This is a genomic window from Aeromonas sp. FDAARGOS 1402, from assembly GCF_019046925.1.
Classification (GTDB): Bacteria; Pseudomonadota; Gammaproteobacteria; order Enterobacterales; family Aeromonadaceae; genus Aeromonas; species Aeromonas caviae.
This window is the reverse complement of sequence record NZ_CP077201.1, coordinates 1,494,168-1,513,798: the sequence shown is the minus strand read 5'-3', so window position 1 is coordinate 1,513,798 and position 19,631 is coordinate 1,494,168. Positions and strand designations below refer to the sequence as shown.

23 protein-coding genes and 2 pseudogenes are annotated in these 19,631 nt (G+C 57.8%); 11 read left to right on the top strand and 14 right to left on the bottom strand.

Annotation, left to right across the window (positions count from 1 at the left end):
• The first annotated feature begins 452 nt into the window (after nt 1-452).
• On the top strand, nt 453-776 hold the full coding sequence (locus I6L32_RS07260; protein ID WP_125941668.1) for a hypothetical protein: 324 nt from the start codon (nt 453-455) through the stop codon (nt 774-776).
• Here the strand turns inward: I6L32_RS07260 and I6L32_RS07255 are convergent.
• Nucleotides 761-1,390, bottom strand: a complete 630-nt coding sequence (locus I6L32_RS07255) for a recombinase family protein (RefSeq protein ID WP_125941669.1) — start codon at nt 1,388-1,390, stop codon at nt 761-763. The two genes, I6L32_RS07260 and I6L32_RS07255, sit on opposite strands and share 16 nt — an antisense overlap.
• Before the next feature lie 361 nt (nt 1,391-1,751).
• On the opposite strand from I6L32_RS07255, the pseudogene I6L32_RS07250 reads away from it, so the two are divergent.
• Nucleotides 1,752-2,024: pseudogene (locus I6L32_RS07250) on the top strand (EamA family transporter); the annotation flags it as partial.
• Between the two features lie 31 nt (nt 2,025-2,055).
• Here the strand turns inward: I6L32_RS07250 and tet(A) are convergent.
• Complete coding sequence (gene tet(A), locus I6L32_RS07245; protein ID WP_001973670.1) at nt 2,056-3,255, bottom strand: tetracycline efflux MFS transporter Tet(A); 1,200 nt, start codon at nt 3,253-3,255, stop codon at nt 2,056-2,058.
• Nucleotides 3,256-3,360: 105 nt separating this feature from the next.
• On the opposite strand from tet(A), the gene tetR(A) reads away from it, so the two are divergent.
• Entirely contained in the window at nt 3,361-4,011 is a 651-nt protein-coding gene (gene tetR(A), locus I6L32_RS07240) for a tetracycline resistance transcriptional repressor TetR(A) (protein ID WP_000164043.1), read from the top strand.
• A gap of 31 nt (nt 4,012-4,042) precedes the next feature.
• Here the strand turns inward: tetR(A) and I6L32_RS07235 are convergent, their stop codons facing one another.
• On the bottom strand, nt 4,043-4,285 hold the full coding sequence (locus I6L32_RS07235; RefSeq protein WP_000844627.1) for a transposase: 243 nt from the start codon (nt 4,283-4,285) through the stop codon (nt 4,043-4,045).
• A 392-nt stretch (nt 4,286-4,677) separates the two neighbouring features.
• On the opposite strand from I6L32_RS07235, the gene I6L32_RS07230 reads away from it, so the two are divergent.
• Together I6L32_RS07230 and I6L32_RS07225 are read left to right on the top strand one after the other, a co-directional pair.
• The gene (locus I6L32_RS07230; RefSeq protein WP_033991587.1) at nt 4,678-4,899 is read left to right on the top strand and encodes a hypothetical protein; all 222 of its coding nucleotides are present in this window, start codon (nt 4,678-4,680) and stop codon (nt 4,897-4,899) included.
• A 35-nt stretch (nt 4,900-4,934) separates the two neighbouring features.
• Nucleotides 4,935-5,246 carry a hypothetical protein gene (locus I6L32_RS07225; RefSeq protein WP_052150402.1) on the top strand — a complete coding sequence of 104 codons (312 nt, stop codon included), beginning with the start codon at nt 4,935-4,937 and terminating at the stop codon, nt 5,244-5,246.
• Here the strand turns inward: I6L32_RS07225 and I6L32_RS23650 are convergent.
• From I6L32_RS23650 to I6L32_RS07210, 3 genes are all read right to left on the bottom strand, one after another.
• Nucleotides 5,184-5,477 (bottom strand): type II toxin-antitoxin system RelE/ParE family toxin, encoded by a 294-nt coding sequence (locus I6L32_RS23650; RefSeq protein WP_011222050.1) that lies wholly within the window; start codon nt 5,475-5,477, stop codon nt 5,184-5,186. The two genes, I6L32_RS07225 and I6L32_RS23650, sit on opposite strands and share 63 nt — an antisense overlap.
• Nucleotides 5,465-5,731, bottom strand: a complete 267-nt coding sequence (locus I6L32_RS07215) for a CopG family ribbon-helix-helix protein (protein ID WP_239895359.1) — start codon at nt 5,729-5,731, stop codon at nt 5,465-5,467. Before I6L32_RS07215 ends, I6L32_RS23650 begins: the two co-directional genes overlap by 13 nt.
• A 193-nt stretch (nt 5,732-5,924) precedes the next feature.
• Entirely contained in the window at nt 5,925-6,101 is a 177-nt protein-coding gene (locus I6L32_RS07210; protein WP_167576894.1) for a hypothetical protein, read from the bottom strand.
• A gap of 264 nt (nt 6,102-6,365) precedes the next feature.
• Here I6L32_RS07210 and I6L32_RS07205 point away from each other — a divergent pair.
• From I6L32_RS07205 to mphR(A), 5 genes and pseudogenes are all read left to right on the top strand, one after another.
• Nucleotides 6,366-7,616: pseudogene (locus I6L32_RS07205) on the top strand (transposase); the annotation flags it as partial.
• A 64-nt stretch (nt 7,617-7,680) separates the two neighbouring features.
• A complete protein-coding gene (locus I6L32_RS07200; RefSeq protein WP_001067855.1) occupies nt 7,681-8,385 on the top strand; it encodes an IS6-like element IS26 family transposase in 705 nt (234 codons plus the stop codon).
• A gap of 121 nt (nt 8,386-8,506) precedes the next feature.
• Nucleotides 8,507-9,412 carry an Mph(A) family macrolide 2'-phosphotransferase gene (locus tag I6L32_RS07195; RefSeq protein ID WP_000219391.1) on the top strand — a complete coding sequence of 302 codons (906 nt, stop codon included), beginning with the start codon at nt 8,507-8,509 and terminating at the stop codon, nt 9,410-9,412.
• Nucleotides 9,409-10,647 carry a macrolide resistance MFS transporter Mrx(A) gene (mrx(A), locus tag I6L32_RS07190; protein ID WP_000004159.1) on the top strand — a complete coding sequence of 413 codons (1,239 nt, stop codon included), beginning with the start codon at nt 9,409-9,411 and terminating at the stop codon, nt 10,645-10,647. Before I6L32_RS07195 ends, mrx(A) begins: the two co-directional genes overlap by 4 nt.
• Nucleotides 10,647-11,231: a macrolide-binding transcriptional repressor MphR(A) gene (gene mphR(A), locus I6L32_RS07185; RefSeq protein ID WP_001137892.1), complete on the top strand. Its 585-nt coding sequence runs from the start codon at nt 10,647-10,649 to the stop codon at nt 11,229-11,231. Before mrx(A) ends, mphR(A) begins: the two co-directional genes overlap by 1 nt.
• A 492-nt stretch (nt 11,232-11,723) precedes the next feature.
• Here mphR(A) and I6L32_RS07180 read toward each other — a convergent pair whose 3' ends face one another.
• The 3 genes from I6L32_RS07180 to chrA all read right to left on the bottom strand — a co-directional run bounded on the left by I6L32_RS07180 (nt 11,724) and on the right by chrA (nt 14,236).
• Nucleotides 11,724-12,488, bottom strand: coding sequence for an IS6-like element IS6100 family transposase (locus I6L32_RS07180; protein WP_216944872.1), 765 nt, complete (start codon nt 12,486-12,488; stop codon nt 11,724-11,726).
• Nucleotides 12,489-12,714: 226 nt separating this feature from the next.
• A complete protein-coding gene (locus I6L32_RS07175) occupies nt 12,715-13,020 on the bottom strand; it encodes a PadR family transcriptional regulator (protein WP_000130000.1) in 306 nt (101 codons plus the stop codon).
• 10 nt (nt 13,021-13,030) lie between these two features.
• Nucleotides 13,031-14,236 (bottom strand): chromate efflux transporter, encoded by a 1,206-nt coding sequence (chrA, locus tag I6L32_RS07170; RefSeq protein WP_000184001.1) that lies wholly within the window; start codon nt 14,234-14,236, stop codon nt 13,031-13,033.
• 227 nt (nt 14,237-14,463) lie between these two features.
• Between chrA and I6L32_RS07165 the strand changes: the two genes are divergently transcribed.
• A complete protein-coding gene (locus I6L32_RS07165; protein ID WP_000427623.1) occupies nt 14,464-15,468 on the top strand; it encodes an IS110-like element IS4321 family transposase in 1,005 nt (334 codons plus the stop codon).
• 181 nt (nt 15,469-15,649) lie between these two features.
• On the opposite strand, the gene I6L32_RS07160 is transcribed toward I6L32_RS07165, so the two are convergent.
• From I6L32_RS07160 to I6L32_RS07140, 5 genes are all read right to left on the bottom strand, one after another.
• On the bottom strand, nt 15,650-15,922 hold the full coding sequence (locus I6L32_RS07160) for a hypothetical protein (protein ID WP_004883563.1): 273 nt from the start codon (nt 15,920-15,922) through the stop codon (nt 15,650-15,652).
• Nucleotides 15,923-16,049: 127 nt separating this feature from the next.
• Complete coding sequence (gene sul1, locus I6L32_RS07155) at nt 16,050-16,889, bottom strand: sulfonamide-resistant dihydropteroate synthase Sul1 (RefSeq protein WP_000259031.1); 840 nt, start codon at nt 16,887-16,889, stop codon at nt 16,050-16,052.
• Complete coding sequence (locus I6L32_RS07150) at nt 16,883-17,230, bottom strand: quaternary ammonium compound efflux SMR transporter QacE delta 1 (RefSeq protein ID WP_000679427.1); 348 nt, start codon at nt 17,228-17,230, stop codon at nt 16,883-16,885. Before I6L32_RS07150 ends, sul1 begins: the two co-directional genes overlap by 7 nt.
• Nucleotides 17,231-17,933: 703 nt before the next feature.
• Complete coding sequence (dfrA1, locus tag I6L32_RS07145) at nt 17,934-18,407, bottom strand: trimethoprim-resistant dihydrofolate reductase DfrA1 (RefSeq protein WP_000777554.1); 474 nt, start codon at nt 18,405-18,407, stop codon at nt 17,934-17,936.
• Between the two features lie 126 nt (nt 18,408-18,533).
• Nucleotides 18,534-19,385, bottom strand: a complete 852-nt coding sequence (locus I6L32_RS07140) for an RSA1 family class A beta-lactamase (protein WP_216944871.1) — start codon at nt 19,383-19,385, stop codon at nt 18,534-18,536.
• Between the last annotated feature and the right edge of the window lie 246 nt (nt 19,386-19,631).

The following is a 19,631-nucleotide window of genomic DNA, read 5'->3' as shown; positions in this document are numbered from 1 at the left end:
CATCCAATAGTTTTGACTAACCGGGATATCAGGCTTCCATAAGGAAGCCCCGCTCTAACATTCCAGATATATATGAAGGCATCTACCAAGATTCCAAGGAGCTCGTTCTGAAGCGACATTCCACTATCTGGAATATCCGCACCAAGATTCCAGATAGATAGTTATGTGGAGGGGAACTGGACAGGGATTGGCCGGGGATGAGGGCGCTGATTCCACTGGTCAATAAGCCACTGGATTCCATAGTTCCAACTTTGTCACGAACGAACAAACTCAACATTTTCAATAAGTTGATTGAACACCAACGCCTTCGGTGCCATGCTGAAATTATGTTCAGTGGTGGAGCAACACGATGGATGCGTTCAGTTGGGGGATGGTGGGCTTGCTGGCCTTCTTCACGCTTGTCTTCGTGTGGAGTCTGTATAGCTACAAGGCGCATGCAAAAGAGCGGCACCATGAAACCGATCGCTGATATCGCCCTCATGGCGGTGGTTGTGCTGGGCTTGATGGCACTGGGCAACACGCTGTTCGCATGGCTGCTGATCTGCCTGCCACCGGTGTACTGGTGCTGGCCAGTATTGGCGTGGACTACCAGACGGCCTATCACGGCCTGGCTACTGCTACTGGCCCTTGCCGCCCTCACCTGCTGGCATTGGCCCGCCGGGCTGTTCACTGCGCTGAGCATCGCACTTATCTGGACAGCGAAAACCCTGAAGACAACCCCACGCCCAAAGCGCAAGAGTGGGCCGGTCATCAAAAATTACTACTTCTGGAGCTGACTGCGCGCTTCCTTGGCCACACTGGCGATAAGGTGCCGAGAGCAGCCAAGCATCTCCTGGATCGCGGAATAACTGTGGCCTGTCACCAAGAGGCTACCGATGTACTGACGCTTCTTCTCATCTTTCTGCCTACCACGGTATTTCCCCTCCTCTTTGGCTTTGGCAATGCCTTGCTGCTGCCGGCGCCGCCTGTCGTCGTAGTCCTTGCGGGCCACGGCGGCCAGCATATCCAACAGCATTCCATTTACAGCCTGCAAGATGGTACTGGTGAAATCGGAGCCGCTGTCACCCTGTAATGCCACCCAGGAGGTTGGCAGCTCAGGGGAGACGATGGCCAGTTGCTTCTCCGCCAAGCGCGCCTTCAACGTCTGCCAGTCGGCCTGGGTCAAACGGGCAAGGCGGTCAATCTGTTCCACCAGAACAATGTCTCGGGGCCCGGCATCGCGAATAAGCCGCATCAGCTCGGGCCGGGCCAGCGTCGCCCCGGATTCGTTCTCCACATAAAAAGAGGCGATCTGGTGGCCATGCTCCCTGGCAAAGGTCACCAACTGCTCCTTGGCGCGCTCAGCGTCTTGATCGACAGTGGAGGCTCGCAGATAAGCGCGAATGAACATCGACGTCACCCTTAAGTCTGTTTTAAATAGTTCCTTAACATTAGTGCATTTTTGTCATTTTCAGAAGACGACTGCACCAGTTGATTGGGCGTAATGGCTGTTGTGCAGCCAGCTCCTGACAGTTCAATATCAGAAGTGATCTGCACCAATCTCGACTATGCTCAATACTCGTGTGCACCAAAGCGAGGTGAGCGGGGTTCTAGGGATTTTCCGTCCAAATGCGACATTCAGACTGCTAAGTGATTGATTTATTGTGACTGGCTATGTGAAGCGCCAAAAAAGTAATACCCCTCTGGAGGCCGCGGACGGCGTGGCCTCCAGAGCACTTTGTCGTTTTTGGACGGAAAATCCCTAGAACCCCAATGTTCTCGGCCTGGCGTGGCTCGGCCTGATCGGAGCGGGTTTAACCTACTTCCTTTGGTTCCGGGGGATCTCGCGACTCGAACCTACAGTTGTTTCCTTACTGGGCTTTCTCAGCCCGGGGACCGCCGTGTTGCTAGGATGGTTGTTCTTGGATCAGACGCTGAGTGCGCTTCAAATCATCGGCGTCCTGCTCGTGATCGGGAGTATCTGGCTGGGCCAACGTTCCAACCGCACTCCTAGGGCGCGTATAGCTTGCCGGAAGTCGCCTTGACCCGCATGGCATAGGCCTATCGTTTCCACGATCAGCGATCGGCTCGTTGCCCTGCGCCGCTCCAAAGCCCGCGACGCAGCGCCGGCAGGCAGAGCAAGTAGAGGGCAGCGCCTGCAATCCATGCCCACCCGTTCCACGTTGTTATAGAAGCCGCATAGATCGCCGTGAAGAGGAGGGGTCCGACGATCGAGGTCAGGCTGGTGAGCGCCGCCAGTGAGCCTTGCAGCTGCCCCTGACGTTCCTCATCCACCTGCCTGGACAACATTGTTTGCAGCGCCGGCATTCCGATGCCACCCGAAGCAAGCAGGACCATGATCGGGAACGCCATCCATCCCCGTGTCGCGAAGGCAAGCAGGATGTAGCCTGTGCCGTCGGCAATCATTCCGAGCATGAGTGCCCGCCTTTCGCCGAGCCGGGCGGCTACAGGGCCGGTGATCATTGCCTGGGCGAGTGAATGCAGAATGCCAAATGCGGCAAGCGAAATGCCGATCGTGGTCGCGTCCCAGTGAAAGCGATCCTCGCCGAAAATGACCCAAAGCGCGGCCGGCACCTGTCCGACAAGTTGCATGATGAAGAAGACCGCCATCAGGGCGGCGACGACGGTCATGCCCCGGGCCCACCGGAACGAAGCGAGCGGGTTGAGAGCCTCCCGGCGTAACGGCCGGCGTTCGCCTTTGTGCGACTCCGGCAAAAGGAAACAGCCCGTCAGGAAATTGAGGCCGTTCAAGGCTGCCGCGGCGAAGAACGGAGCGTGGGGGGAGAAACCGCCCATCAGCCCACCGAGCACAGGTCCCGCGACCATCCCGAACCCGAAACAGGCGCTCATGAAGCCGAAGTGCCGCGCGCGCTCATCGCCATCAGTGATATCGGCAATATAAGCGCCGGCTACCGCCCCAGTCGCCCCGGTGATGCCGGCCACGATCCGCCCGATATAGAGAACCCAAAGGAAAGGCGCTGTCGCCATGATGGCGTAGTCGACAGTGGCGCCGGCCAGCGAGACGAGCAAGATTGGCCGCCGCCCGAAACGATCCGACAGCGCGCCCAGCACAGGTGCGCAGGCAAATTGCACCAACGCATACAGCGCCAGCAGAATGCCATAGTGGGCGGTGACGTCGTTCGAGTGAACCAGATCGCGCAGGAGGCCCGGCAGCACCGGCATAATCAGGCCGATGCCGACAGCGTCGAGCGCGACAGTGCTCAGAATTACGATCAGGGGTCTGTTGGGTTTCACGTCTGGCCTCCGGACCAGCCTCCGCTGGTCCGATTGAACGCGCGGATTCTTTATCACTGATAATTTGGTGGACATATTATGTTTATCAGTGATAAAGTGTCAAGCATGACAAAGTTGCAGCCGAATACAGTGATCCGTGCCGCCCTGGACCTGTTGAACGAGGTCGGCGTAGACGGTCTGACGACACGCAAACTGGCGGAACGGTTGGGGGTTCAGCAGCCGGCGCTTTACTGGCACTTCAGGAACAAGCGGGCGCTGCTCGACGCACTGGCCGAAGCCATGCTGGCGGAGAATCATACGCATTCGGTGCCGAGAGCCGACGACGACTGGCGCTCATTTCTGATCGGGAATGCCCGCAGCTTCAGGCAGGCGCTGCTCGCCTACCGCGATGGCGCGCGCATCCATGCCGGCACGCGACCGGGCGCACCGCAGATGGAAACGGCCGACGCGCAGCTTCGCTTCCTCTGCGAGGCGGGTTTTTCGGCCGGGGACGCCGTCAATGCGCTGATGACAATCAGCTACTTCACTGTTGGGGCCGTGCTTGAGGAGCAGGCCGGCGACAGCGATGCCGGCGAGCGCGGCGGCACCGTTGAACAGGCTCCGCTCTCGCCGCTGTTGCGGGCCGCGATAGACGCCTTCGACGAAGCCGGTCCGGACGCAGCGTTCGAGCAGGGACTCGCGGTGATTGTCGATGGATTGGCGAAAAGGAGGCTCGTTGTCAGGAACGTTGAAGGACCGAGAAAGGGTGACGATTGATCAGGACCGCTGCCGGAGCGCAACCCACTCACTACAGCAGAGCCATGTAGACAACATCCCCTCCCCCTTTCCACCGCGTCAGACGCCCGTAGCAGCCCGCTACGGGCTTTTTCATGCCCTGCCCTAGCGTCCAAGCCTCACGGCCGCGCTCGGCCTCTCTGGCGGCCTTCTGGCGCTCCTGCTGCGGCGTCCGCTCGTGGGCCGTGGCGCGGGTCCGCGCGCCGGCCTCGTGCGCCTGGCGCTCGCGGGCGAGGTCCAGGGCGGCCGTCTTCACGTTCTGCCTTGCGCAGATGAGATAGATCTAGCGTGGACTCAAGGCTCTCGCGAATGGCTCGCGTTGGAAACTTTCATTGACACTTGAGGGGCACCGCAGGGAAATTCTCGTCCTTGCGAGAACCGGCTATGTCGTGCTGCGCATCGAGCCTGCGCCCTTGGCTTGTCTCGCCCCTCTCCGCGTCGCTACGGGGCTTCCAGCGCCTTTCCGACGCTCACCGGGCTGGTTGCCCTCGCCGCTGGGCTGGCGGCCGTCTATGGGGTTCTAGGGATTTTCCGTCCAAATGCGACATTCAGACTGCTAAGTGATTGATTTATTGTGACTGGCTATGTGAAGCGCCAAAAAAGTAATACCCCTCTGGAGGCCGCGGACGGCGTGGCCTCCAGAGCACTTTGTCGTTTTTGGACGGAAAATCCCTAGAACCCCGGGAAGGCGTCGACAGCTATCTGGCCGTACTGGACGCGCAACGCCTGCTGTTCAGCTCGCAGCAGCAGCTGGTATTGAATCAGCTGGCGCAGCTCAATAGCGAGATCGATCTGTACCGGGCATTGGGCGGCGGCTGGCACACGGCGTCAGTGGCGCCAGCTGCCGCCAGCGCCGATCCCGAAGCATGAAGTGTTGTCATCTGTTTTTCATGAGGAAACAAATCATGTTGTTGAGATCCTTGCCGGCCGGCGCACTGGCTGCGGCCTTGCTTGCCACGCCCGCCGTTGGTGCAGAATTGTCTGCCGCGGTGGGCGCCACGGGCCAGGGCGGCGCCACGTTGCGCATCGGTGCGTCAAAGCCCTGGGAAGCGCGCTGGTTCGACAGCGGCACGGGGCACCTTTCCGGTTACTGGGACGCGGGCTACACCTATTGGGTGGGCGGCAAAGAGGCTTCCGGAGCCCATTACGCCTCCCTAAATAAACCCGGCTTCGCGCTGGTGACGCAGAGCCAAGATCACTACGGTTTCGCCCTCTAGGCGGTAACGCGCCAGATAACCACTGTCCCCAAAGGGGATGACCCACTCGCGGAACACCTCCGGGAGCCCTTCAATAGGACGCCCCATCGCGGGTTGTTGCCCGAGCTGGGCCAGCGCCGAACGGATGGTTTGGGCTGCTCGCTGTGCAACAACTGGGCTCTTACTGTGCAAGAACTCGCGCAGCCGTTTAAGGTCACGCAGAGCAGCCGGAGAGAGGATCACTTGTGGCATGCAGGTGCACCACCTTCAATCTCGGTGCCCCAACCAGCCAACCACTGATCGGTCTCCTCAAGAGAGACATGCAAACCAGTCTCCTGAAACTCCTGCCAAGCATCGAGGGTATCGCGGCGGAACGCCTCCTTGCGCTCTTCGCGCTCAACATACTGGGTGATAGCTTCGCGCATCATCCAGTGCGCTGAACGGTCGCGGGCAGCAGCTAGCTGCTTGATCCGGCTTTGGGTATCGCTATCAAGTTTGATAGACATGGGTTTGGTAGCTGCGGACATAAGACCTCACTGTTAGCCAAAGGTATTACCTAGCGATACCTAAATTTACCACGCAATCTAAGCGCCGTCACAACCCGATTGCAGTACTGCAATGTCGCCCCCGAACTGGGGCGACTAGCGCAGTCTATCGCCACTGGCTCGGGGGCCGCCAAGCGCAGCGCGGCAGAGCGGGCTAGACCTTCATCCAGCGCAGCAACAGAGCCAGCGCCGCAATCCATGCCGCCACGTTCCAGGAAGGCCCCGCCAAGGCGCTGTAAAGTGGCCCCAGCGCCAGCCAGTCAGCCGCCCAGTACAGCAGGGCTTTCGCCGCGAACACGGCGGCCAGCGCCGCCACTGTGTGCCACAACATCAACCCCGGAAATCTATCGCTCAACCACATAGGCACCACCTCCCTTCAATCCAACTGAAGGCCTGCATCGAGGAGCCGCTGCCGCCACTCGGGGGTTCTAGGGATTTTCCGTCCAAATGCGACATTCAGACTGCTAAGTGATTGATTTATTGTGACTGGCTATGTGAAGCGCCAAAAAAGTAATACCCCTCTGGAGGCCGCGGACGGCGTGGCCTCCAGAGCACTTTGTCGTTTTTGGACGGAAAATCCCTAGAACCCCTGAGCATGGCGACGGACACCCCACGGATTCCAGAACAAGGCGTGGCCACTCTGCCTGATGAGGCTTGGGAGCGTGCGCGCCGTCGTGCGGAGATCATCAGTCCGTTGGCGCAGTCGGAGACGGTCGGGCACGAAGCGGCCGATATGGCGGCTCAGGCGCTGGGCTTGTCTCGGCGCCAGGTATACGTTCTGATCCGGCGTGCCCGGCAAGGCAGCGGCCTCGTGACGGATCTGGTGCCCGGCCAGTCCGGTGGAGGTAAAGGTAAGGGGCGCTTGCCGGAACCGGTCGAGCGCGTCATCCACGAGCTACTGCAAAAGCGGTTCCTGACCAAGCAGAAGCGCAGCCTAGCGGCCTTTCACCGCGAAGTCACTCAGGTGTGCAAGGCTCAAAAACTGCGAGTGCCGGCGCGCAATACCGTGGCCTTACGGATCGCTAGCCTTGACCCGCGCAAGGTCATCCGCCGGCGGGAAGGCCAGGATGCCGCTCGTGACCTACAAGGTGTGGGCGGCGAGCCTCCTGCCGTGACCGCGCCGCTGGAGCAGGTGCAGATAGACCATACGGTCATCGACCTGATCGTGGTCGATGACCGCGACCGGCAACCTATTGGCCGCCCGTACCTGACCCTCGCCATCGACGTGTTCACCCGCTGCGTGCTCGGCATGGTCGTCACGCTGGAAGCGCCGTCTGCCGTTTCGGTTGGCCTGTGCCTCGTGCATGTCGCCTGCGACAAGCGCCCTTGGCTGGAAGGACTGAACGTGGAAATGGATTGGCAGATGAGCGGCAAGCCCTTGCTGCTCTACCTAGACAACGCGGCCGAGTTCAAGAGCGAGGCCCTGCGCCGGGGTTGCGAGCAGCATGGCATCCGGCTGGACTATCGCCCGCTGGGACAGCCGCACTATGGCGGCATCGTGGAACGGATCATCGGCACGGCGATGCAGATGATTCACGACGAACTGCCGGGAACGACCTTCTCCAACCCTGACCAGCGCGGCGACTACGATTCCGAAAACAAGGCCGCCCTGACGCTGCGCGAGCTAGAGCGCTGGCTCACATTGGCGGTCGGCACCTACCACGGTTCGGTGCACAACGGCCTGCTCCAACCGCCGGCCGCGCGCTGGGCCGAGGCCGTGGCGCGTGTCGGCGTACCGGCCGTCGTCACACGCGCTACTTCGTTCCTGGTCGATTTTCTGCCGATCCTCCGGCGCACGCTGACCCGCACCGGCTTTGTCATCGACCACATCCACTACTACGCCGATGGGCACTGTTGCAAATAGTCGGTGGTGATAAACTTATCATCCCCTTTTGCTGATGGAGCTGCACATGAACCCATTCAAAGGCCGGCATTTTCAGCGTGACATCATTCTGTGGGCCGTACGCTGGTACTGCAAATACGGCATCAGTTACCGTGAGCTGCAGGAGATGCTGGCTGAACGCGGAGTGAATGTCGATCACTCCACGATTTACCGCTGGGTTCAGCGTTATGCGCCTGAAATGGAAAAACGGCTGCGCTGGTACTGGCGTAACCCTTCCGATCTTTGCCCGTGGCACATGGATGAAACCTACGTGAAGGTCAATGGCCGCTGGGCGTATCTGTACCGGGCCGTCGACAGCCGGGGCCGCACTGTCGATTTTTATCTCTCCTCCCGTCGTAACAGCAAAGCTGCATACCGGTTTCTGGGTAAAATCCTCAACAACGTGAAGAAGTGGCAGATCCCGCGATTCATCAACACGGATAAAGCGCCCGCCTATGGTCGCGCGCTTGCTCTGCTCAAACGCGAAGGCCGGTGCCCGTCTGACGTTGAACACCGACAGATTAAGTACCGGAACAACGTGATTGAATGCGATCATGGCAAACTGAAACGGATAATCGGCGCCACGCTGGGATTTAAATCCATGAAGACGGCTTACGCCACCATCAAAGGTATTGAGGTGATGCGTGCACTACGCAAAGGCCAGGCCTCAGCATTTTATTATGGTGATCCCCTGGGCGAAATGCGCCTGGTAAGCAGAGTTTTTGAAATGTAAGGCCTTTGAATAAGACAAAAGGCTGCCTCATCGCTAACTTTGCAACAGTGCCGGATTGAATATAACCGACGTGACTGTTACATTTAGGTGGCTAAACCCGTCAAGCCCTCAGGAGTGAATCATGACCGTAGTCACGACCGCCGATACCTCCCAACTGTACGCACTTGCAGCCCGACATGGGCTCAAGCTCCATGGCCCGCTGACTGTCAATGAGCTTGGGCTCGACTATAGGATCGTGATCGCCACCGTCGACGATGGACGTCGGTGGGTGCTGCGCATCCCGCGCCGAGCCGAGGTAAGCGCGAAGGTCGAACCAGAGGCGCGGGTGCTGGCAATGCTCAAGAATCGCCTGCCGTTCGCGGTGCCGGACTGGCGCGTGGCCAACGCCGAGCTCGTTGCCTATCCCATGCTCGAAGACTCGACTGCGATGGTCATCCAGCCTGGTTCGTCCACGCCCGACTGGGTCGTGCCGCAGGACTCGGAGGTCTTCGCGGAGAGCTTCGCGACCGCGCTCGCCGCCCTGCATGCCGTCCCCATTTCCGCCGCCGTGGATGCGGGGATGCTCATCCGTACACCGACGCAGGCCCGTCAGAAGGTGGCCGACGACGTTGACCGCGTCCGACGCGAGTTCGTGGTGAACGACAAGCGCCTCCACCGGTGGCAGCGCTGGCTCGACGACGATTCGTCGTGGCCAGATTTCTCCGTGGTGGTGCATGGCGATCTCTACGTGGGCCATGTGCTCATCGACAACACGGAGCGCGTCAGCGGGATGATCGACTGGAGCGAGGCCCGCGTTGATGACCCTGCCATCGACATGGCCGCGCACCTTATGGTCTTTGGTGAAGAGGGGCTCGCGAAGCTCCTCCTCACGTATGAAGCGGCCGGTGGCCGGGTGTGGCCGCGGCTCGCCCACCACATCGCGGAGCGCCTTGCGTTCGGGGCGGTCACCTACGCACTCTTCGCCCTCGACTCGGGTAACGAAGAGTACCTCGCTGCGGCGAAGGCGCAGCTCGCCGCAGCGGAATGAGCGAACGTCGATATAGCCCGCTCGCGACGCTGTTCGCGGCGACCTTTCTCTTCCGGATCGGCAACGCGGTGGCGGCCCTCGCGCTTCCATGGTTCGTCCTGTCTCATACAAAGAGCGCGGCCTGGGCGGGCGCCACGGCCGCTAGCAGCGTCATCGCGACCATCATCGGCGCGTGGGTTGGTGGTGGCCTCGTCGATCGGTTCGGGCGCGCGCCCGTCGCATTGATCTCGGGTGTGGTGGGCGGCGTGGCCATGGCGAGCATCCCACTGCTCGATGCCGTTGGCGCCCTCTCGAACACTGGGCTGATCGCTTGCGTGGTGCTCGGTGCCGCGTTCGACGCACCCGGTATGGCCGCGCAGGACAGTGAGCTGCCCAAACTCGGCCACGTCGCCGGGCTCTCCGTTGAGCGCGTCTCGTCACTGAAAGCGGTGATCGGGAACGTCGCGATTCTAGGTGGCCCGGCCCTTGGGGGGGCCGCAATCGGCCTGCTTGGCGCTGCGCCAACGCTCGGGCTGACGGCGTTCTGCTCCGTCCTTGCAGGTCTGCTCGGCGCGTGGGTGCTTCCCGCGCGTGCCGCTCGGACGATGACCACGACGGCGACTCTCTCCATGCGCGCCGGCGTCGCTTTTCTCTGGAGCGAACCCCTGCTGCGCCCTCTCTTTGGTATAGTGATGATCTTCGTGGGCATCGTTGGCGCCAACGGCAGCGTCATCATGCCTGCGCTGTTTGTAGATGCAGGACGCCAAGTAGCAGAGCTCGGGCTGTTCTCCTCAATGATGGGGGCTGGTGGTCTCCTTGGCATTGCCATTCATGCGTCGGTCGGCGCCCGGATATCAGCGCAGAACTGGCTGGCGGTGGCATTTTGTGGCTCTGCGGTGGGCTCGCTTCTGCTTTCACAGTTGCCAGGCGTGCCGGTGCTGATGTTGTTGGGCGCGCTCGTGGGACTGCTGACCGGCTCAGTCTCTCCCATTCTCAACGCTGCCATCTACAACCGCACGCCGCCAGAACTTCTCGGCCGGGTACTCGGCACGGTCTCGGCGGTGATGCTGTCAGCCTCGCCCATGGTTATGCTTGCGGCCGGCGCGTTTGTCGACCTTGCTGGTCCGCTCCCTGGCCTCGTTGTATCGGCCGTGTTTGCGGGGCTCGTGGCTCTACTCTCGCTCCGTCTTCAATTTGCTACAATGGCGGCGGCAGCCACAGCCTCCGCCCCAACCCATACAGAAGGTGAACACTGATGCCCCGCCCCAAGCTCAAGTCCGATGACGAGGTACTCGAGGCCGCCACCGTAGTGCTGAAGCGTTGCGGTCCCATAGAGTTCACGCTCAGCGGAGTAGCAAAGGAGGTGGGGCTCTCCCGCGCAGCGTTAATCCAGCGCTTCACCAACCGCGATACGCTGCTGGTGAGGATGATGGAGCGCGGCGTCGAGCAGGTGCGGCATTACCTGAATGCGATACCGATAGGCGCAGGGCCGCAAGGGCTCTGGGAATTTTTGCAGGTGCTCGTTCGGAGCATGAACACTCGCAACGACTTCTCGGTGAACTATCTCATCTCCTGGTACGAGCTCCAGGTGCCGGAGCTACGCACGCTTGCGATCCAGCGGAACCGCGCGGTGGTGGAGGGGATCCGCAAGCGACTGCCCCCAGGTGCTCCTGCGGCAGCTGAGTTGCTCCTGCACTCGGTCATCGCTGGCGCGACGATGCAGTGGGCCGTCGATCCGGATGGTGAGCTAGCTGATCATGTGCTGGCTCAGATCGCTGCCATCCTGTGTTTAATGTTTCCCGAACACGACGATTTCCAACTCCTCCAGGCACATGCGTAAACGGAGGTGTGCAGAGTCCCTGCGGCAGGCGACGAACACGACCGTCGTCGATTAGTACCGGTACGGTCGGTGGTATCGAAGTCTTGATCACCACTCAGGTCTACGGCTTACAAATGGTGACCATCCCGATACTTGCGTCAGAGCACCGGGCCGATTCTTTGACAGTGAATCACTCCCGTAAGGTTGTGCCGGTGTGGGTGTCCCGGGTCGAGACGATACTCCGCCAATGCGCCCAGCAAACAACCTGGCCATCGCAGGTGGTGGGGAGCGGTGTGGCGGATGAGTTGGACAAGTTGGTGTAGCAGCACGAGCACGGCGAGATAACATCGCAGGAGTTCGACATGCTCAAGAGACAGCTGATTGCGAATCGCGATGCAGATTCATAACCCGATTGCGGGTTGGCTTCACTCCACCATCACCGAGCAGACTAGCACGGCGGGCTCTGTTGCAAAGATTGGCGGCAGTCAGAGGTAGGCTGTCGCTCTGCGCCGATCAGGCGGCTGCTGCGAAATGGTGGTTGAGCATGCCCATGGCCTCCGTCAGCGCCGAGGGCCCAATGCCAAAAGCTCTCTCCACAAGGCGCACCTCGCCCCTGATGCCGGGCTGCAGGCACCAGGGGCGAGCCTGTCCTTTGCGCAGGGCTCGCATGACTTCGAATCCCTTGATCGTGGCATAGGCCGTGGGGATCGATTTGAAACCGCGCACCGGCTTGATCAGTATCTTGAGCTTTCCGTGATCGGCCTCGATCACGTTATTGAGATACTTCACCTGCCGGTGGGCCGTCTCCCGGTCCAGCTTTCCTTCGCGCTTCAATTCGGTGATCGCTGCACCATAGCTCGGCGCTTTGTCGGTATTGAGCGTGGCAGGCTTTACCCAGTGCTTCAGGCCTCGCAGGGCCTTGCCCAGGAACCGCTTCGCTGCCTTGGCGCTGCGGGTCGGCGACAGGTAGAAATCGATCGTGTCGCCCCGCTTGTCGACTGCCCGGTACAGGTAGGTCCACTTGCCCCGCACCTTGACGTAGGTTTCATCCAGGCGCCAGCTCGGATCAAAGCCACGCCGCCAGAACCAGCGCAGCCGCTTCTCCATCTCCGGGGCGTAGCACTGGACCCAGCGATAGATCGTCGTATGGTCGACCGAAATGCCGCGTTCCGCCAGCATTTCCTCAAGGTCGCGATAGCTGATCGGATAGCGACAATACCAGCGCACCGCCCACAGGATCACATCACCCTGGAAATGGCGCCACTTGAAATCCGTCATCGTTCCGTCCGTCCAATCTCCGCCAAGCATGCTCAAGCTTCACGATTTTTGCAACAGAGCCCACACGAGTATTGAGCATAGTCGAGATTGGTGCAGATCACTTCTGATATTGAACTGTCAGGAGCTGGCTGCACAACAGCCATTACGCCCAATCAACTGGTGCAGTCGTCTTCTGAAAATGACAATCCAGTTAGGGTATAGCTCAACCTGACATAGAAGCAAAAACTCAACCACCTTCTACCAACTCTCCGAACAGCTCCTTGACCTTTGTTTTCGCATCAGCAAGTGCAGTTCTGCCTTGTTCAGTGATGTCATAAACACGCCGTTCACGTCGCCCGGTGCGTTCGTGGCGTGAGGTCAGATAGCCTTTTTTTTCCAGGCCGTGCAGCATCGGGTACACGGTGCCAGCGCTCATCTCGTAGCCGTGTCGGCGTAGCTCTTCGATGATCCCCAGCCCAAAGACAGGTTCCTCGGCTGCATGGTGAAGGATGTGCAGGCGGATCAAACCGCCGTAGAGGTCTTTGTCAGTCATTTTTTGTGCCTCACAGAGCGACGCTCAACAGCCACCCAGCTGCACCGCTACCGAGGACAACCAGCCACGGCGGGAGCTTCCAGAACATAAGTGCGACAAGGGCAACTAATGCCAAGCCGAAGTCTTGCGGCTGAAAGATGGCGCTAGTCCATACAGGCTGATACAGCGCGGCCAGCAGCAAGCCGACTACAGCGGCATTGATCCCGGCCAGCGCAGCTTGGATGCCTGTATTGCGGCGCAAACGCTCCCAAAATGGCATTGATCCGACGACCAGCAAGAACGAGGGCGCGAAGATAGCCAGCAGACACACAATGCCGCCGATCCAGCCCGACGGGGCGGTGTTCATCGAGGCACCAAGAAACGCGGCGAACGTGAACAAAGGGCCGGGCACCGCTTGAGCTGCCCCGTACCCCGCGAGAAAGGATTCATTGTTGACCCAGCCGGAGGGCACCACTTCGGCTTGCAGTAATGGCAGCACAACGTGACCACCGCCGAACACCAGTGATCCGACACGATAGAAGGAATCCACCATTGCCATGGTTTGACTTGGCATCAGTTCGGCCAACACCGGCAGGCCAATCAGCAAGACAAAGAACAGCGAGAGCCAAAGCACGCCGGCCCGGTGACTGACCGTGATAGGTAGGGGGTCATGCTCAACAACTTTCGCTGGCTTGAACAATAACCGGCCTGCGATGCCTGCGATAGCAATCACGCCAACCTGTCCCCACGCGGACGGCACAAGTAAAACGACGCAGGTAGCAATTGCCATGATGGTGACTCGCAGCCCATCCGTGCATAGGTTACGCGCCATGCCCCATACTGCTTGAGCGACCACGGCCACAGCCACCACTTTTAAGCCATGCAACGCGCCCTGCGAGACGTAATCGCCATAGCTGGAGATGCCGAGCGCAAAAAGGATCAAGGCTATGGCAGACGGCAGCGTGAAGCCAGCCCAAGCAGCCAGCGCCCCGCTGTATCCAGCCCGAGACAGTCCTACCGCTATGCCGACCTGGCTGCTTGCAGGCCCTGGCAAGAACTGACAAAGCGCGACCAAGTCAGCATAGCTCCGTTCGGAGAGCCAGCGCCGCCGTGTGACAAATTCGGCGCGGAAGTAGCCCAAGTGCGCAATGGGGCCGCCAAAAGATGTCAATCCAAGCCGCAGAAAAATAAGAAAGACCGACCATGGTCTGCTGTCATCGGTAGGGTTATTCGTCATACTTTCGCCTTCATGATCTGCAACGAGTTGATCAATAATAAGCGAAATTCGATAACGAAATTCGATATAAATCTAGAAAAAAATACCTCTATGTGTACTACGCAGTTTTAGCTGTGGCTTTCACAGGAGCACGCTTACTTACGGCTTAGCGTGCTTTATTTAATGAGATGGTCACTCCCTCCTTCCCGGTACTATGCTGAGGACAGGCTTTCATTCGGAGAACTATCATGGAAAACATTGCGCTCATTGGTATCGATCTGGGTAAAAACTCTTTCCATATTCATTGCCAGGATCGTCGCGGGAAGGCTGTTTACCGTAAAAAATTTACCCGGCCAAAGTTGATCGAATTTTTGGCGACATGCCCCGCTACAACCATCGCAATGGAAGCCTGTGGCGGTTCTCACTTTATGGCACGCAAGTTGGAAGAGTTGGGGCATTCCCCAAAGCTGATATCACCACAATTTGTCCGCCCGTTCGTTAAAAGCAATAAAAACGACTTTGTCGACGCCGAAGCTATTTGTGAAGCTGCATCGCGTCCGTCTATGCGTTTTGTGCAGCCCAGAACGGAATCTCAGCAGGCAATGCGGGCTCTGCATCGTGTCCGTGAATCCCTGGTTCAGGATAAGGTAAAAACAACCAATCAAATGCATGCTTTTCTGCTGGAATTTGGCATTAGCGTTCCCCGAGGAGCTGCCGTTATTAGCCGACTGAGTACCATTCTTGAGGATAATAGTTTGCCTCTTTACCTCAGCCAGTTATTGCTGAAATTACAACAGCATTATCACTATCTTGTTGAGCAGATTAAAGATTTGGAATCCCAGTTGAAACGAAAGTTGGACGAAGATGAGGTTGGACAGCGCTTGCTGAGCATTCCCTGCGTCGGAACACTGACAGCGAGTACTATTTCAACTGAGATTGGCGACGGGAAGCAGTACGCCAGCAGCCGTGACTTTGCGGCGGCAACAGGGCTTGTACCTCGGCAGTACAGCACGGGAGGTAGGACGACATTGCTGGGAATTAGTAAGCGAGGTAATAAAAAGATCCGAACTTTGTTGGTTCAATGTGCCAGGGTATTCATACAAAAACTGGAACACCAGTCTGGCAAATTGGCCGATTGGGTCAGGGATTTACTGTGCCGGAAAAGCAACTTTGTCGTCACTTGTGCTCTGGCAAACAAGCTGGCCAGAATAGCCTGGGCCCTAACGGCACGACAGCAAACTTATGTAGCATAACGGCAGAAATACACCGGTTTAAAGAATTACTGATCTGGTTTTGCGAATACTGATATTGATGATACTAACGGCCCACCGGCCTGTTGAGGAACCTGTAAAACGGAAAGGCTCATTGAAGCCGTATATTTTCTGGAGGTTCATCAGGCGCGGAACTCATCAAGGCGCGGGAATAAAATCCCATTCAGACGCCGGATAGATTCAAGCAAGCCAACTTGTCGTCAAAATCGGTGTTGCAAAAACGGGAGTGACCATAGATTCCGTTTTCTGAGGCGATCCCTAGGAGCTCGGATCTCAGGACGAAGGTCTCCGCGAATGTCCGGTCGATCCGCGCGACGTCCCAGGCGGGCGTTCCCTTGGCGGACATCCACGCCGCAGCGTCGTGCATCAGCCGCACAACCTCGTCGATATCACCCGAGCAGGCGACCCGAACGTTCGGAGGCTCCTCGCTGTCCATTCGCTCCCCTGGCGCGGTATGAACCGCCGCCTCATAGTGCAGTTTGATCCTGACGAGCCCAGCATGTCTGCGCCCACCTTCGCGGAACCTGACCAGGGTCCGCTAGCGGGCGGCCGGAAGGTGAATGCTAGGCATGATCTAACCCTCGGTCTCTGGCGTCGCGACTGCGAAATTTCGCGAGGGTTTCCGAGAAGGTGATTGCGCTTCGCAGATCTCCAGGCGCGTGGGTGCGGACGTAGTCAGCGCCATTGCCGATCGCGTGAAGTTCCGCCGCAAGGCTCGCTGGACCCAGATCCTTTACAGGAAGGCCAACGGTGGCGCCCAAGAAGGATTTCCGCGACACCGAGACCAATAGCGGAAGCCCCAACGCCGACTTCAGCTTTTGAAGGTTCGACAGCACGTGCAGCGATGTTTCCGGTGCGGGGCTCAAGAAAAATCCCATCCCCGGATCGAGGATGAGCCGGTCGGCAGCGACCCCGCTCCGTCGCAAGGCGGAAACCCGCGCCTCGAAGAACCGCACAATCTCGTCGAGCGCGTCTTCGGGTCGAAGGTGACCGGTGCGGGTGGCGATGCCATCCCGCTGCGCTGAGTGCATAACCACCAGCCTGCAGTCCGCCTCAGCAATATCGGGATAGAGCGCAGGGTCAGGAAATCCTTGGATATCGTTCAGGTAGCCCACGCCGCGCTTGAGCGCATAGCGCTGGGTTTCCGGTTGGAAGCTGTCGATTGAAACACGGTGCATCTGATCGGACAGGGCGTCTAAGAGCGGCGCAATACGTCTGATCTCATCGGCCGGCGATACAGGCCTCGCGTCCGGATGGCTGGCGGCCGGTCCGACATCCACGACGTCTGATCCGACTCGCAGCATTTCGATCGCCGCGGTGACAGCGCCGGCGGGGTCTAGCCGCCGGCTCTCATCGAAGAAGGAGTCCTCGGTGAGATTCAGAATGCCGAACACCGTCACCATGGCGTCGGCCTCCGCAGCGACTTCCACGATGGGGATCGGGCGAGCAAAAAGGCAGCAATTATGAGCCCCATACCTACAAAGCCCCACGCATCAAGCTTTTGCCCATGAAGCAACCAGGCAATGGCTGTAATTATGACGACGCCGAGTCCCGACCAGACTGCATAAGCAACACCGACAGGGATGGATTTCAGAACCAGAGAAAGAAAATAAAATGCGATGCCATAACCGATTATGACAACGGCGGAAGGGGCAAGCTTAGTAAAGCCCTCGCTAGATTTTAATGCGGATGTTGCGATTACTTCGCCAACTATTGCGATAACAAGAAAAAGCCAGCCTTTCATGATATATCTCCCAATTTGTGTAGGGCTTATTATGCACGCTTAAAAATAATAAAAGCAGACTTGACCTGATAGTTTGGCTGTGAGCAATTATGTGCTTAGTGCATCTAACGCTTTTAGCAGGGGCGCGACGTCAGGAGCGTCCCTTGCCTAAACTTGTTAAGGCATTTGTGAACAAACGCCACCAGTATTTTGGTTTAGAACCAATGCATACTTCATACGAATACAGCCTATCTCGAATCAAGCAGGAACCATCCAAGATTGGCATAAAAGGTACATTCAACCTTTTCACTGCATCCCATTGGTGCACGTACTCGGTCTTGCAACTCGGACACTTTGGGTTTGCACCAGGAACAAACCTACCCCCGCAAGGGCAATCTGGAAGAGTTGCTGCTATTCGATCCAAGAGCTCTTGATTGATTTCATTTTCATACAGTAATGCATGGTCCTGCTCTCTATGGATTACATTCGAGCAAGTATCACAGAAAAAATGCGGGCAACTGTCGCTCATGCCGCTCGATTGCCAGGCAGGAGTTTCCTTCCCACACTTTGGGTTTGGGCATTTCATTCTTCCTATCCATGGTGCATTCGCTTCGTAATGTACGATTTTCATGTAGCCTTAACGCCTGGCACAGCGGATCGCAAACCTGGCGCGGCTTTTGGTACAAAAGGCGTGACAGGTTTGCGAATCCGTTGCTGCCACTTGTTAACCCTTTTGCCAGATTTGGTAACTATAATTTATGTTAGAGGCGAAGTCTTGGGTAAAAACTGGCCTAAAATTGCTGGGGATTTCAGGAAAGTAAACATCACCTTCCGGCTCGATGTCTATTGTAGATATATGTAGTGTATCTACTTGATCGATCAGGCTTTTGTATATCTCCCCACCACCTGAAACAATGACATGATCCGTTATTTTCTTTAGGTTGGTTAAAGCATCTTTAATTGATGGAAAGATCAATACGTTCTCATTGTCAGATGTAAAACTTGAACGTGTTACGACCGCATACTTTCGGTTGGGTAATGCTCCCATTGATTCAAAAGTCTTGCGTCCAACCAACAGCCATTGGTTATAGGTAATAGCTTTAAACAGGAGCTGTTCACCTTTGGCACTCCATGGAATATCAGGGCCATTCCCGATAACTCCATTCTTCGATATAGCTACCATTAGTGATAGTTTCACAATTCTTCCTCAGAGGTTAACGCCTGAGTTAAGCTGTGGCGCGCAGTGGCGCCGCGTTGTGGTACACGCTACCACAAAAGTCGGCGCCACGAAGCGACATCAGCTTGAACGAATTGTTAGACGTGCCTAGCGGATACTCTCAACCGCCAAGCGAGCTACCGTAGCGACCACCTCGTTCCGTGCCTTGTCGTCAAGCGATGGGGCGTTCAGGTACACTGTCAGCGCAAATCTGCGGCCATCAGGGCTTACCAGGAACGCAGCGTCATTTCGTCCGCCATTGTCGCAGGAACCCGTTTTGTCGCCAGTCGTCCAGCCAGATGCGATTCCAGCGCGAATCCTCGAGTCGCCTGTGTTATTGCCAATGAGAAGCCGCTGCAATTGCTCTCGGCCTGCTGTACTTAGATAGTTTCCATATACCAGCTTTGCGACAATGCGTGCCATCGCGCCCGGCGTAGTCGTGTCGCGCGGGTCACCCGAAACGTTGGTGTTCAAATCGGGTTCTCTTCTATCCAGGCGACTCACGGAATCGCCGAGGGAGCGAAACATGGATGTGAGCTGCGATGGCCCTCCGAGTTTGTCAAGCAGCAAGTTGGCAGCAGTATTATCGCTGAGCTGGACCGAGGCTTGGTTAGCCTCAGCTACCGTGATGTAGCCTGTAGGTAGATATCTCTTGGCAGCTGGCGCGTAGGCATCTAATTGGCCAGCGCTATAGCTCAGCCGCTCGGCGGCAGACCACTTTCCGCTCTCGATTTGCTTAAGCGTTGCAGCCGCCAGCGGCAACTTAAATGTCGAGCACATGGCGAAGCGCTGCGTTTCGCGATGACCGAACAGGAGTGTTCCCCCGTCGTCTACAAGAGCGATGCCAACCGTGAGGTTGCGCTGACGCTCAATCTTTTGGATCTCCTCCTTAGTCGTAGCCGTTACAGCAATCGGCAGACAGAGCAAAACAGTGAGGATCGTCGACCTAGCTAGTTGCATTCCCATAACTCCGACTGACGAGTAACCTTCAGGCACGTCTAACAGTGATTAGATAGAAGTCGGTGCTAATCCAATAGCAAAGCCTTCCGTATAACTCCGCGCTGCTCCAGTAGCTGCCACAAAAAAGCATTACCAGCCATCTTCCAGCAACACTACGGAGCATCCACCAAACGCCGCCCATGGTACACCATGCTCACCATCCCGTCAGCAGTGATTGAGCCAGAAATGCGCGGTTGGCGGCAAAAA

What these genes read in the sequence shown, in the direction of transcription:
- I6L32_RS07260 (WP_125941668.1), top strand. Translation starts at nt 453, where the DNA reads ATGAAACCGATCGCTGATATCGCCCTCATGGCGGTGGTTGTGCTGGGC.
- I6L32_RS07255 (WP_125941669.1), bottom strand. Translation starts at nt 1,390, where the DNA reads ATGTTCATTCGCGCTTATCTGCGAGCCTCCACTGTCGATCAAGACGCT.
- I6L32_RS07225 (WP_052150402.1), top strand. Translation starts at nt 4,935, where the DNA reads ATGTTGTTGAGATCCTTGCCGGCCGGCGCACTGGCTGCGGCCTTGCTT.
- I6L32_RS23650 (WP_011222050.1), bottom strand. Translation starts at nt 5,477, where the DNA reads ATGCCACAAGTGATCCTCTCTCCGGCTGCTCTGCGTGACCTTAAACGG.
- I6L32_RS07215 (WP_239895359.1), bottom strand. Translation starts at nt 5,731, where the DNA reads ATGTCTATCAAACTTGATAGCGATACCCAAAGCCGGATCAAGCAGCTA.
- I6L32_RS07210 (WP_167576894.1), bottom strand. Translation starts at nt 6,101, where the DNA reads ATGTTGTGGCACACAGTGGCGGCGCTGGCCGCCGTGTTCGCGGCGAAA.
- I6L32_RS07200 (WP_001067855.1), top strand. Translation starts at nt 7,681, where the DNA reads ATGAACCCATTCAAAGGCCGGCATTTTCAGCGTGACATCATTCTGTGG.
- I6L32_RS07195 (WP_000219391.1), top strand. Translation starts at nt 8,507, where the DNA reads ATGACCGTAGTCACGACCGCCGATACCTCCCAACTGTACGCACTTGCA.
- I6L32_RS07180 (WP_216944872.1), bottom strand. Translation starts at nt 12,488, where the DNA reads ATGACGGATTTCAAGTGGCGCCATTTCCAGGGTGATGTGATCCTGTGG.
- I6L32_RS07175 (WP_000130000.1), bottom strand. Translation starts at nt 13,020, where the DNA reads ATGACTGACAAAGACCTCTACGGCGGTTTGATCCGCCTGCACATCCTT.
- chrA (WP_000184001.1), bottom strand. Translation starts at nt 14,236, where the DNA reads ATGACGAATAACCCTACCGATGACAGCAGACCATGGTCGGTCTTTCTT.
- I6L32_RS07165 (WP_000427623.1), top strand. Translation starts at nt 14,464, where the DNA reads ATGGAAAACATTGCGCTCATTGGTATCGATCTGGGTAAAAACTCTTTC.
- I6L32_RS07160 (WP_004883563.1), bottom strand. Translation starts at nt 15,922, where the DNA reads ATGGACAGCGAGGAGCCTCCGAACGTTCGGGTCGCCTGCTCGGGTGAT.
- sul1 (WP_000259031.1), bottom strand. Translation starts at nt 16,889, where the DNA reads ATGGTGACGGTGTTCGGCATTCTGAATCTCACCGAGGACTCCTTCTTC.
- I6L32_RS07150 (WP_000679427.1), bottom strand. Translation starts at nt 17,230, where the DNA reads ATGAAAGGCTGGCTTTTTCTTGTTATCGCAATAGTTGGCGAAGTAATC.
- I6L32_RS07140 (WP_216944871.1), bottom strand. Translation starts at nt 19,385, where the DNA reads ATGCAACTAGCTAGGTCGACGATCCTCACTGTTTTGCTCTGTCTGCCG.